The organism is Bacillus cereus group sp. BceL220 (genome assembly GCF_051776965.1).
Taxonomy (GTDB): domain Bacteria; phylum Bacillota; class Bacilli; order Bacillales; family Bacillaceae_G; genus Bacillus_A; species Bacillus_A cereus.
Genome location: NZ_JBPWBC010000002.1, coordinates 312489 through 325016 on the forward strand (window position 1 = coordinate 312489; position 12528 = coordinate 325016).

Here is a 12528-nt window from a genome sequence, read left to right on the forward strand (position 1 = left end):
GCGTTTTTAAGAATGTTTGTGTCAATTTAATGAACAACGTACATAATATTATGCATTTTGTTTTTACAAGCTGTATAGTAAAAAAAGATAAATATCGAGCGTATTCGAAGCATTGGTAAGGAAGGGAGCAACGGTCTTGGTAAGAACTATAAATGAGACATTTTTAAAAGCATGTAGGGGGGAACGTACCGATTATGTACCAGCATGGTATATGCGTCAAGCAGGTCGTTCACAACCGGAATATAGAAAGATTAAAGAAAAGTATTCTTTATTTGAAATTACACACAATCCAGAGTTATGTGCTTACGTTACAAAATTGCCGGTTGATCAATATAACGTAGACGCAGCAATTCTTTATAAAGATATTATGTCACCACTACCTGCAATTGGTGTGGACGTAGAAATTAAATCAGGTATTGGCCCAGTTATCGATAATCCAATCCGTTCTTTACAAGACGTAGAAAAACTAGGGGAAATCAATCCAGAAGATGACGTACCGTACATACTAGATACAATTCGTTTATTAACGACAGAAATGTTAGACGTACCGTTAATCGGTTTTTCAGGAGCTCCATTTACATTAGCGAGCTATATGATTGAAGGCGGTCCATCTCGTAACTACCATAATACGAAAGCGTTCATGTATGCAGAGCCAAAAGCTTGGTTCGCTTTAATGGATAAACTAGCAGATATGGTTATTACATATTTAAAAGCGCAAATTAACGCAGGAGCAAAAGCAGTTCAAATTTTCGATTCTTGGGTTGGAACAGTAAATGTAGCAGATTATCGCGTATTTATTAAACCAGCAATGGAGCGTATTTTTGCAGAAGTTCGTAAGATGGGTGTACCGATGATTATGCACGGCGTAGGAGCTGCACACTTAGTGAATGAGTGGCACGACTTACCGCTTGATGTAGTCGGCTTAGACTGGCGCTTACCGATTGAAGAAGCACGTGCACGTGGCGTTCATAAGGCGGTACAAGGTAATATGGACCCTTCATTCTTACTTGCACCATGGTCTGTTATTGAAGAACATGTAAAAGGTATTTTAGATCAAGGGATGAAACAGCCGGGTTATATCTTTAACTTAGGTCACGGTGTATTCCCAGAAGTAAATCCGGATACATTAAAACGTTTAACTACATTTATTCATGAATACTCTAAAGGGCAGTTAGCGAAGTAAAGGAGAATTGCTGTATGAAAAAGAAAATTGGTTTGCTTGTGATGGCATACGGAACGCCATATAAAGAAGAAGATATTGAACGTTACTATACACATATTCGCAGAGGAAGAAAGCCAAGTCCTGAAATGCTGGAAGATTTAACAGAGCGTTACCGTGCAATTGGTGGTATTTCTCCTTTAGCTACTATTACATTAGAGCAAGCTAAGAAGTTAGAGAAGCGTTTAAATGAAGTACAAGATGAAGTAGAGTACCATATGTATCTTGGCTTAAAACATATTGAACCGTTTATTGAAGATGCGGTGAAAGATATGCATAACGACGGAATACAAGATGCAATCGCACTTGTTCTTGCACCTCACTATTCTACTTTTAGCGTGAAATCATACGTTGGACGAGCACAAGAAGAAGCTGAGAAACTTGGAAACTTAACAATTCACGGTATTGATAGCTGGTATAAAGAGCCGAAATTCATCCAGTACTGGGTCGATGCAGTGAAAGTTATATATAACGGTATGTCAGATGCAGAGCGTGAAAAAGCAGTATTAATCGTATCTGCACATAGCTTACCAGAGAAAATTATTGGAATGGGCGATCCATATCCAGATCAATTAAATGAAACAGCGGACTATATCGCGCGCGGAGCTGAAGTAGCAAACTATGCAGTAGGCTGGCAAAGTGCAGGAAACACACCAGATCCTTGGATTGGTCCAGATGTACAAGATTTAACGAGAGAACTAAATGAAAAGCACGGTTATACTTCATTCGTATATGCACCAGTTGGATTTGTTGCGGAACATTTAGAAGTTTTATATGACAACGACTTTGAGTGTAAAGTTGTAACGGATGAAATTGGTGCGAAATATTATCGTCCAGAAATGCCAAATGCATCGGACGCATTTATTGATTGTTTAACAGATGTTGTATTAAAGAAAAAAGAATCTGTACTGTAAGAAGAAAGGGGGAGCCTGCTTGAGGAAAAAAGTTGTGATCGTCGGCGGAGGCATCACTGGATTAACAGCAATGTATAACTTACAAAAAAATATTCATGAAAAAAACTTGCCGATTGATACATTACTTATAGAAGCATCGGGTAAACTAGGCGGAAAAATTCAAACCGTTCGAAAAGATGGATTTACAATTGAGCGCGGACCGGATTCTTTCTTAGCACGAAAAGAAAGTGCAGCTAGATTAGTGAAAGAATTAGGTCTCGGCGATGAACTTGTAAATAATCAAGCCGGTCAATCATTTATCCTTGTAAACAATCGGTTACATAAAATGCCGAATGGATCAGTGATGGGAATTCCAACGCAAATTACGCCGTTTCTATTTTCCGGGCTGTTCTCCCCAATTGGTAAACTAAGAGCTGGCTTTGATCTATTAATGCCGAGGTCAAAGCCAGTATCTGACCAATCACTCGGACAATTTTTCAGACATCGTCTTGGAAACGAAGTGGTTGAAAACTTAATAGAACCGTTACTATCGGGTATTTATGCAGGGGATATTGATGAAATGAGCTTAATGTCAACATTCCCGCAAATGTATCAAATTGAGCAGAAACATCGCAGTATTTCACTCGGTATGCGTACGCTCGCTCCGAAAGAAGAGAAAGCTGAACCGAAAAAGGGAATGTTCCAAACAGTGAAAACAGGTTTAGAATCTATCGTAAAATCTCTCGAAGCAAAGATGCATGAAGGTACGATAATAAAGGGAACTCGCATTGAAAAAATTGCAAAACAGGGTGATGGTTATACGATTACTCTTAGTAACGGAAAAGAAATAGAAGCGGACGCCATCGTAGTGGCAACTTCGCATAAAGTATTGCCGTCCATGTTTGCTCAGTACAAGCAGTTTCGTTTCTTCCGTAATATTCCATCCACATCCGTTGCCAATGTCGCACTTGCTTTCCAAAAGTCCGCAATCCAGCGCGATATTAATGGTACAGGATTTGTCGTATCACGAAATAGCGATTACACGATTACAGCATGTACGTGGACGCATAAAAAATGGCCACATACAACGCCAGAAGGAAAAACACTCCTTCGCTGTTACGTTGGACGTGCTGGTGATGAAGCGGTTGTAGAACAAACTGAAGAAGAGCTCGTTCAGCTCGTACTAGAAGATTTAAGAAAGACGATGGATATTACAGAGGATCCAGAGTTTACAATCGTAAGCCGCTGGAAAGAAGCGATGCCTCAATATACAGTAGGCCATAACGAGCGAATGAAAAAGCTCACAACATTTATGGAGAAAGAGTTGCCTGGTATATACTTGGCAGGTAGCTCCTATGCTGGTGCTGGACTTCCAGATTGTATTAATCAAGGTGAGGAAGCTTCAAAGCGTGTATTATCTCATTTGGAGAAAGTAATAGATGCTGAATTAATCGCACAATAAATTATAAGAAACGCCTTCAATCATATTGAAGGCGTTTCGTTTATTATATAAAATACTTATTCGCCAATAAACATATATAAGGTATTTGGCTTTATAACAGCATCTCCTGCATAAATAACCCATTCTGTTAAGTTATCAAAATCTAAATGATAACTGTTTCCTTCACTCATATCTTCTATAAAATATGGTTCATTAATGAGTATTCCTTGAATGAAATCTTCCGTAATGTTTTGCATTTCAAACCACATATGTTCACTTTTTCCTTCTTCGTAGGAGACACCAAACTTAGCAAGGAAACGAAAATCTTCATTTGATTGTTCAATGTGAAAAATGTTGCTGAAATACCCGAAAGTATTTTTCGCATTGTAAGCCATACGATCGGTTTCACTATTTGTTTTATAGAACATGAGCCCTGTAGCTTCCTCGTGTTCTTTGAAAAAACTTTCAATATATTCTTCTGAAGTATTAAATTTGAATAAGAGAACGGATGGAGATTGATGGTATTCATCTCGGGCATCCATTCCGCCTAAGAATGTATTTTGTGCATCTATTGGTTGTAGTTTCACTTCTTCATCCTCGATTGAAGATAATTGGTCCATACTCGTTTTATGCCCTATATAAGATAATCCTTTTTCCCACGGAACAGCGACTGTATGTATAGAACCTTGCTGACTATGCGCGATAACGATAGGCTCATTCATAGGGACTTGTCCATTCTCAACGGCATTATTAGCAAATGTTTGAAAGAGATCGCCAATGCCGTAGTAGGAAGAAATGCGATTTGGAATAATTAACTCTATTTCAGTTACGCCTGCTCTTAAAAGACCATGTGTATGAAACCAATATTGCGTAGGCTCATCATCTTTATCGTCTTCATAAACAGAATGAATAACGTACAAGTCAGGAATGTCAGGTAATAATTCATTTTCAACGTGATATTCAATATAGCTTCTAGATATCACTTTCATTGCTGCACTTGAATCGATTACAAATAACAAATCTGGGGCGAGATTCCATAAAAACTGTAACTGCTGGAAAAAGCAGTCCAGTACATCGCCTACAAATAGCGTACGAGTGAAAATTTCAGTGCCGAAAGCCGCATCTTCAAAATTACGATCTACAATTGTAGAATCTTGTCTATTGTACATTTTATATTCTTCTGGGGCGTTCGCCTCATCAATATGCAGTTCATACGGTAGGACTGTTTCACCCATATGTAATTCAACAATAAGGCTTGTCTTATCACCATAAACAATTTTTAACTCATCAACTTTAGTAGCAATAGTTTCTAGTCGGTGTTTTAACTGCTCAATTGTAATTCTAGTTGGTATAACAGCAATCATATCTGAAAAATGACGTTCTAATGTTCCATTCATAGCTGCGCGGTATGTTTCTGTTTGCACTTCCATCCAATCACTCCTATTCAAATGAATCCATTTTACATGCCAATCAAATGTCGATATTTTCTGTTTTCTCTCCCTAACATTATAGAGTGCATTTGTAGAAGGTGTAAAATTATTATTTTGTATTATAGTTTGAAAGCTTGTAAATTAAATAAATCTTTTGTAAAATTTGTCGAAATATAGTTCTATATAACGAATCATTTGTTATGATAGAAATGCTGAGAAAATATGAAATAGGGAGAGGAAAATGGCTGTGAAGAAATTGTTAAGCGTCTTTTTATCATTCTTGCTATTGCTTTCATTTACTGGAACTTTAGCGCAAGCAGAAGAAACTGCTTCTATGTCAGTAGAAAAAGCAATTCAAGTATTTAAGCAGCAAGGGAAAACGAAGGGGATTGTGGAAGGCTATATTGTCGGATATACGCAAAGTTCTTCTAAATATACGAAGGATCCAGCTAAGTTTGATGATACAAACGTAGCAATTGCAGATTCGCCAAACGAAACGAATCCAGACAAAATCATGCCCGTTCAGTTGCCAAAAGGTGATGTGAGAACGGCAGTGAATGTAAAAGATCACCCTGAAAATATCGGGAAGAAAGTTAGTTTGACTGGGACTCTTGAATTATATTTTAGTAACCCAGGTCTAAAATCAGTAACAGCTTATAAGTTTCAAGGTGAAGGACAAAACCGTGTTAGCGATGTAGTAGCTTCACCGAACGGCGGAGAAGTTGCTAAAGGAACAGCGGTAACATTAACGACGAATACAGAAGGCGCAACAATCTACTATACGTTAGATGGCTCTAATCCTACTAATAAAAGTGTTCGTTATAATGGACAAATTGTAATGACTGAAAATAGTGTAGTGAAAGCAATCGCGGAAAAAGAAGGGCTTACTTCTTCAGCAATTTCGACATTTTCATTTATTATCGTAAATAATGAACCAGTTCGTATTCATGACATTCAAGGAAAATCACATATGTCTCCTTACAACGGTAAGAAAGTAAACAATGTGGAAGGCGTTGTCACAGCGCTTGATAAAAACGGCTTTTATATAGAAGATAATCAGCCAGATAATGATCCAGCTACTTCAGAAGGTATGTACGTATATAAAAAAGATGCGAATGTAGCAGTAGGAGATCTTATTCAAGTTGATGGAGTAGTAGAAGAATATGTAGGACCAGGATATGCAGAGCGATTTGAAACAGACTTAACGACGACAGAAATTAAGGCGAGTCGCGTTGCTGTAATCGCAAAAGATCAATCTTTGCCGGCACCGATTGTACTTGGGGAAAACGGTGTGAAAATCCCGGACCAGATTATTGATAATGATGCATTTGGTTTATTTGATCCAAATGAAGATGCAATCGACTTCTATGAAAGTATAGAAGGTATGCGTGTTACGATGCCAACACCAAAAATTATTACACCTCAGAAAAACGGGAATTTATATGTAACAGTAAAAAATGGTGGAGATAAAATAGTAACACAATATGGCACACCTCTATTAGATGAAAATCAATTAAACCCAGAGCGTCTTTCTGTAAAAGTACCTCGCGATTATGTAGCAAAAGTAGGAGATACTTTTACTGGAGATATAACAGGGGTAGTAGGATATGATTACGGTTCTTTCCGTATTTCGCCAATAACAGAACTGCCAGCTGTAGTGGATGGTGGATTTAAGCAAGTAGGGGCAAATATTCAGCCACGTCTTGATAAGTTAACGGTTGCTACATATAACATTGAAAACTTCTCAGCGAATAAAAAAGAAACAACAGATGAAAAGGTAAAAGCGTTAGCGTATTCTATTAAATACAACTTAAAAATGCCAGATATTATCGGTGTAGAGGAAATGCAAGATAATAACGGATCAATTAATGACGGTACAACAGATGCGTCATTAAGCGCAAAACGTATCATTGATGCAGTTCTAGAAATTCGTGGACCGAAGTATGAGTATGTAGAAATCGCTCCAAACAATAATCAAGACGGAGGAGCACCAGGAGCGAATATTCGCGTCGGCTTCTTCTATAATCCATCACGCGTGAAATTAGCGACGGTACCAAAGTTACTTGATAAAAATGTTGTTCGTATTGGAGACGAAAATCCATTATTTGAAAGTACACGTAAACCGTTAGCGGCAGAATTTACGTTCCAAGGACAAAACATTGTTGTCGTTGCAAATCACTTAAACTCAAAACTAGGAGATGCAACGCCATTTGGAAAAGTGCAGCCGCTCGTATTAAAAAGTGAAGACAAACGAATTCAGTTAGCACAAGAAGTAAATCATTTCGTGCAAGGAATTCAGAAAAAGAATACGAATGCACCAGTTGTCGTGTTAGGTGATATGAACGATTTCGAATTCTCTAAACCACTAAAAACACTAGAGGGAACAATCTTAAAAGATATGTTAAACACAGTGCCAAAAGAGAATCGTTACACGTACATTCACGAAGGAAATGCACAAGTGTTAGATCATATTTTAGTAACAAATAATATCGCACCGCACACAATTGTAGATCCAGTGCACTTAAACTCAAACATAATGAAAGAGCACGGACGTGTAAGCGACCATGACCCAGTACTTGCTCAAATTGATTTGAAGAAAGCTTCTTAAAGAAAGGAACGCTTAGGTGACTAAGCGTTCTTTTTTTTCATTGTTATAGAATAGTATAAAGAGATGATTCCTTTTTTTGTAATCTAATGATAAAATTGGTTGAATATTTAGTTTTTTTGAAGGGGGACATCAATGCAGTTACAAATAAATGGAAAGTTAATGAATCAGCTTGCAATTTTTTTTAGTACGATCGTCATGCTTCAGTTCGTAGCTGATGTAACAGGACTTACAAGCAATCTAGATATTACGTATAACTTAATTAATATAACAGCTTCTTATATAACATTTAGTTTGGCGGTTATTTTTACTTTAATAGGTGCAAGAAGAGAATTAAGTAAATATGCAATTGTTTCATTATGTTTAGTAGTAGCGATTAAAGCGATTTATTTTGTAGCGGTTGTTATTTTATGGGGATTGGCTGGTACACCGTAAGTGAATAGTAAATAAAACCCTAATTTCCAATATAGTAAGGAAATTAGGGTTTTATTATACTTGAAACGCTTTTCTACACCGCTCTCTTCTTTGCAACCTTCTTCTATATTTTTTTCTATCACGTTTTACTCCTTGTATATACATAATTAAGCTAACGAGAAGGAAGAAAGTGCATTGCATCGTTAAAATATACGGCGACATGCCATGCAACGGTTGTTTTGGGTCATATAAATGAAAAGGCGCTCCGCCTATTGTAGGGAATATCGTATTTAGCAGGACGTATGGAATGGAGGCAACTGCAAATGGGAAAAGAATCGCCATATAGTCCTTTTGTGACCACGCAGATGCTGCAAGTCCTAAAAGGGCCATTAAACCTGCAAATAAAAAATTAATTCCGATATATACAGCAATGTAAGTGAGGGGAGATTCGTAATATAAGTTTGCAAACATCCCATTATCATTTATAATGCCTGAACCAGCAGTCGGTTCTCCGTCTGGAATGGTTAATTTGCAAAATAATAACGATAAGATGAATGGAAATGTATAAAGAAATCCGCCACAAAAGAATGTAACGATATATTTCGTTACTGAATAAGGGAACAAAGAAATCCCTTTACTTACAAACGGTTTAAAACCATCTGATTTATCCGAATTGTAACTTGTACTAAAGGGGAAACTAGCAATAACGGGCATTAATAATAAATAAACATCCATTTCATTGTCGCGAAATCCAATCCATTTAACAGCTGTTGTTACAAAGGCATCCGTTCCATCCCCAATGTAACGAATTACATAATAATAATGGTAAATAAAAATAAGAGCTAGTCCACTAAACATAATAATTAAAGAAACACGATTACAAAAAGCTTGCTTTATATTTAAACGAAGCGCACGCATCATGACTGAAAAAGCCTCCACTATTTTGATAAACTTGTCTATTTTCTATATTACTATTAATTGTAAAGATTTTCTTGTTTTTTTATTTGATTATTTGAAAAAGAGGAATTTTGTTGTTGTGAAGTAAGGTTTAGCTGAAAGGGATTTTTCTAAAATATGGTTGACAATTAAGTATTACATTTGTAATCTTAATTATAGATTACAAATGTAATACTTAGGAGTGAAACATACGATGACAAATCAATTACCTAAAATATCTGAAGCGGAATTAGAAATTATGAAAGTACTTTGGTCGAGTTCTCCGCAAACAGCGAATGAAATTATAGAAGAACTGGAAGATGCAATGGACTGGAAACCGAAAACAATCCGCACATTAATTAATCGATTAGTACAAAAAGAAGCCGTTTCTTATCATCAAGATAAAGGGCGAATGTATGCTTATTATCCGTTAGTATCACAAGATAATTATTTGCAAGTGGAAACGAAATCTTTACTAAAGCGTTTTTGCGGTGCAGCGTTTAAACCGTTACTTGTTAATTTTTTAAAAGAGGAAAAATTGTCTTCAGAAGATATTAATGAACTGAAACGCATTTTAGATGAGAAGACAGAGGAGAATAAGAGGAAGGATCGATAAAAATGATAAACACGCTTATAAATGTATACCTTCCTCATTTTTTTGATTGGCTTATAGAAACGTCACTTATGGCCAGCATATTAGTTGGATTTATTTTATGTATAAAAGTTCTATTTAGAAATAAATTAACACCCCGGTGGCAATATATGTTGTGGATCGTATTAATGATAAGACTCCTTTTACCATGGTCGCCAGATAGCTCTTATAGCATTTACTCATTACTTTCCTATAGTTCTAGTGTATCGGAAGTTATTCCAAAAAATATGCCGGCTACTGAGAATATAGTGAACATAGAAAGCGACCGTAAAGTGGAATTGGAATCAAATCCTAAAATGGTAACAAAAACTAGCGAACCGGAAGTAGAAGTCAGTTCGGAAAAACAGACTACATTTTCTTTATACAAACTTGCTTTGTATGTGTGGCTAGCTGGGGTAATTGTATTAGCAGCCATCACGTTTCTTACAAATAGACGGTTATATTCGTACATAAAGAAACAACCGGATATTACGGATGAACAGGTCATTACAGTGTTTGATCGCTGTAAGCAGTCTATGAAAATGAAGAAGGCAGTTTCATTACGTCTAGCAGGAAAGATTGCGAGCCCAACTGTGTTTAGTTTCTTTCGTCCGAAAGTATTACTATCAAAAAAACATATGAAAGTATTAAATGAGCAACAATTACAATATGTCTTTTACCATGAGTTAGCTCATATTAAGAGAAAAGATGTAGCTGTAAATTGGATTATGTACAGTTTAATCCTATTAAATTGGTTCAATCCGATTCTTTGGTACGCCTATTTTTGTATGCGAGAAGATCAAGAATTGGCATGTGATGCATATGCGCTTACTTTCATAGATAAAGAGGAGCAAATTGCATACGGACATACAATTATTACCCTTCTAGAACATTATTCCTATCAAGTACCAAGCCTAGTAAATTTAAGTAGAAATAAACGAACACTAAAAAGGAGAATCATTATGATTAAAAAATTCCAAAAGAAATCGTATCGTCTTTCTTTACTCGGAGTGATTGCTATAGCAGCTATAGCGGGCGGATTTTTATTAAATGCAAGGATAACTGAGGGAGATGAAAGACAGAAAGAAAAAGTTGTAGAAAAAAAGCAATCTAAAGCGGCATTTGAAAAAGCGATAGAAACAGTATTAGGTACACCGGAGAATGCAAGTAGAGAATGGGGTATGTCAATAACGTCATATAAAAAGAATACAGATTTTTTGTATTTGGCAGAAAAGAATTTTACAAAAGAAGAATTTGAGCAGTATGTTCGATTATTTAAGGAAGCGCAAGAAATTCATAAAAAAGCAATGGTTAAGAAAAATGTGCCTGAGAATTATGATGGAGATACAAAGGAATATAAACCTGAACGCTTGAAGAAAGCTGATCAAGAAAGACTAGCTACTATTGAGAAGACATTAAAACCGCTTGGAGATAAGCTGGAGAAGTCTTTAACATATACTATAGAAGAAGCGAAAGAACATGTACCGTATCAAATTAAGCAGCCGACTTATATACCTGAAGGTTATGAATTAAAGAGAGAATGGGCTGACTCATATTTTGGAAGAGATGTAGAATTAGTTATTAAATCAGAATATACAAAAGGAAAATATGGTTTTACAATTTACCAGTCAAGGATGTATATGGATGGTAATGTTAATGGTGGTAAGGATCCGCTACACTATATGATGCCTGGAGTAGAGAATCTAGAAAGTTATAGTTTAGATGGGAAAGGAATGGTATATAATAAATCTTCTCATGGAGAGGGGAAGTTAAGAGGCCTTAAAATGTTTGTACCAGCACAAGGTAAGAATAGTGAGTATCAAATTGTCATAGTGAATGATATTTTTACAAGAGATACAAAGATATACGAAGAGATAATCGATGATGAGCTAACTAAGAAAGAAATGGAGAAAATATTACTTTCTATGTCAAAATAAAAGGCAGTGTTCTTAAACTTTTAGTTTTAAGAACACTGTCTATTTTATTAAATTTCTAGTGGGATCTAGCCAGCAATTATTATGAATATATTCTAGCTTTCCATACAAGTATACTTTTTGATACACTATGGACAGTATGATATAACTTGACTGAAATCTTTTATACTGGAAATAATAAAAAGAGAACTTGTATAGAATGTAAGCGTGTGGTAATATCAAAGATGTACTGATTGACTATATTATCCAATTGGTCATTTTTGGAGGTGACAATGTGGCGATAGATCGAAAACGTTCTATTATTGAAGCTGCAACAAAGTCTTTTTCAGCGTTCGGTTATAAAGCAACAACGATGGATCAAGTAGCGAAGTTAGCGAATGTAGGAAAAGGAACGATTTATACTTTTTTCAAAAATAAAGAAGAGCTATTTGGTGAAATTATTTCTAATTTAATTACAGAAATGAAGCAAGTTGCAGAAAGTGCAATTCGTTCAGATGTTTCATTTTTTGAAAATGTACATAGAGCATTATATAGCATCTTGGAATTTAGAAAAGAACATCAGCTCATGATTAAATTAATTCAAGAAGAGCGCGATATGGGAACGAAAGAAGTACAAGAAGTTATGCAACAAGTTGATGTGGAAATCGTTTCTGTTATTCAATCGTATTTAAAGATTGCGATTGAAAAAGGTGAAATTAGCAAATGTGATCCAGAAATTACAGCATTTATTATGCTTCGCCTATACGTATCGCTTATCTTTGATTGGGAAAAAAATCATGAACCGCTAGAAAAAGAAAAAATTGCAGAGTTATTTGAACTTTATTTACTAAAAGGATTGTCAAACTAAGATAATCCTTTTAATTTTATAAAAAATGACCAATTGAACAATGCGGTCATATATTTGAGTTAAGGGGGGATATAGAAAAACTATAATCAAAATGAGAAAAAGTTGCATAGTAATAAATTCGGGGATAAGGCATATGTATGAACAAGTATAGCCTTTTTGTTTGGGTGAAAATGACCAT

The 12528-nt window shown here is 35.8% G+C and carries 10 protein-coding genes; 8 read left to right on the plus strand and 2 right to left on the minus strand.

Annotated features, from left to right (window positions below; translation table 11 throughout):
• Positions 1-136: 136 nt before the first annotated feature.
• Genes hemE through hemY form a run of 3 tightly spaced genes read left to right on the plus strand, consistent with a single transcriptional unit; the run spans position 137 to position 3574 of the window.
• Complete coding sequence (hemE, locus tag ACS2FK_RS06470) at positions 137-1183, plus strand: uroporphyrinogen decarboxylase (RefSeq protein WP_000252605.1); 1047 nt, start codon at positions 137-139, stop codon at positions 1181-1183.
• Between the two features lie 14 nt (positions 1184-1197).
• Positions 1198-2133 (plus strand): ferrochelatase, encoded by a 936-nt coding sequence (hemH, locus tag ACS2FK_RS06475; RefSeq protein WP_000726787.1) that lies wholly within the window; start codon positions 1198-1200, stop codon positions 2131-2133.
• A 19-nt stretch (positions 2134-2152) separates the two neighbouring features.
• The gene (hemY, locus tag ACS2FK_RS06480; protein ID WP_023521384.1) at positions 2153-3574 is read left to right on the plus strand and encodes a protoporphyrinogen oxidase; all 1422 of its coding nucleotides are present in this window, start codon (positions 2153-2155) and stop codon (positions 3572-3574) included.
• A 56-nt stretch (positions 3575-3630) separates the two neighbouring features.
• Here the strand turns inward: hemY and ACS2FK_RS06485 are convergent, their stop codons facing one another.
• Positions 3631-4983, minus strand: a complete 1353-nt coding sequence (locus ACS2FK_RS06485; protein ID WP_063546740.1) for a DUF4026 domain-containing protein — start codon at positions 4981-4983, stop codon at positions 3631-3633.
• 241 nt (positions 4984-5224) lie between these two features.
• Between ACS2FK_RS06485 and ACS2FK_RS06490 the strand changes: the two genes are divergently transcribed.
• Both ACS2FK_RS06490 and ACS2FK_RS06495 read left to right on the plus strand, forming a co-directional pair.
• Positions 5225-7591 (plus strand): DUF6359 domain-containing protein, encoded by a 2367-nt coding sequence (locus ACS2FK_RS06490; protein ID WP_063546742.1) that lies wholly within the window; start codon positions 5225-5227, stop codon positions 7589-7591.
• Positions 7592-7723: 132 nt separating this feature from the next.
• Positions 7724-8023 (plus strand): hypothetical protein, encoded by a 300-nt coding sequence (locus ACS2FK_RS06495; protein ID WP_023521387.1) that lies wholly within the window; start codon positions 7724-7726, stop codon positions 8021-8023.
• A 54-nt stretch (positions 8024-8077) separates the two neighbouring features.
• Here the strand turns inward: ACS2FK_RS06495 and ACS2FK_RS06500 are convergent, their stop codons facing one another.
• Positions 8078-8923, minus strand: coding sequence for a hypothetical protein (locus ACS2FK_RS06500; protein ID WP_063546744.1), 846 nt, complete (start codon positions 8921-8923; stop codon positions 8078-8080).
• Between the two features lie 229 nt (positions 8924-9152).
• Between ACS2FK_RS06500 and ACS2FK_RS06505 the strand changes: the two genes are divergently transcribed.
• The 3 genes from ACS2FK_RS06505 (at position 9153) to ACS2FK_RS06515 (ending at position 12350) form a co-directional block, all read left to right on the plus strand.
• Positions 9153-9554 carry a BlaI/MecI/CopY family transcriptional regulator gene (locus tag ACS2FK_RS06505; RefSeq protein ID WP_000184509.1) on the plus strand — a complete coding sequence of 134 codons (402 nt, stop codon included), beginning with the start codon at positions 9153-9155 and terminating at the stop codon, positions 9552-9554.
• A 2-nt stretch (positions 9555-9556) separates the two neighbouring features.
• Positions 9557-11506, plus strand: coding sequence for a M56 family metallopeptidase (locus ACS2FK_RS06510; RefSeq protein WP_063546746.1), 1950 nt, complete (start codon positions 9557-9559; stop codon positions 11504-11506).
• 271 nt (positions 11507-11777) lie between these two features.
• Positions 11778-12350 (plus strand): TetR/AcrR family transcriptional regulator, encoded by a 573-nt coding sequence (locus ACS2FK_RS06515; RefSeq protein ID WP_000963381.1) that lies wholly within the window; start codon positions 11778-11780, stop codon positions 12348-12350.
• Positions 12351-12528: the final 178 nt, after the last annotated feature.

What these genes read in the sequence shown, in the direction of transcription:
- ACS2FK_RS06510 (WP_063546746.1), top strand. Translation starts at nt 9,557, where the DNA reads ATGATAAACACGCTTATAAATGTATACCTTCCTCATTTTTTTGATTGG.
- ACS2FK_RS06490 (WP_063546742.1), top strand. Translation starts at nt 5,225, where the DNA reads ATGGCTGTGAAGAAATTGTTAAGCGTCTTTTTATCATTCTTGCTATTG.
- ACS2FK_RS06485 (WP_063546740.1), bottom strand. Translation starts at nt 4,983, where the DNA reads ATGGAAGTGCAAACAGAAACATACCGCGCAGCTATGAATGGAACATTA.
- hemH (WP_000726787.1), top strand. Translation starts at nt 1,198, where the DNA reads ATGAAAAAGAAAATTGGTTTGCTTGTGATGGCATACGGAACGCCATAT.
- ACS2FK_RS06495 (WP_023521387.1), top strand. Translation starts at nt 7,724, where the DNA reads ATGCAGTTACAAATAAATGGAAAGTTAATGAATCAGCTTGCAATTTTT.
- ACS2FK_RS06500 (WP_063546744.1), bottom strand. Translation starts at nt 8,923, where the DNA reads ATGATGCGTGCGCTTCGTTTAAATATAAAGCAAGCTTTTTGTAATCGT.
- ACS2FK_RS06505 (WP_000184509.1), top strand. Translation starts at nt 9,153, where the DNA reads ATGACAAATCAATTACCTAAAATATCTGAAGCGGAATTAGAAATTATG.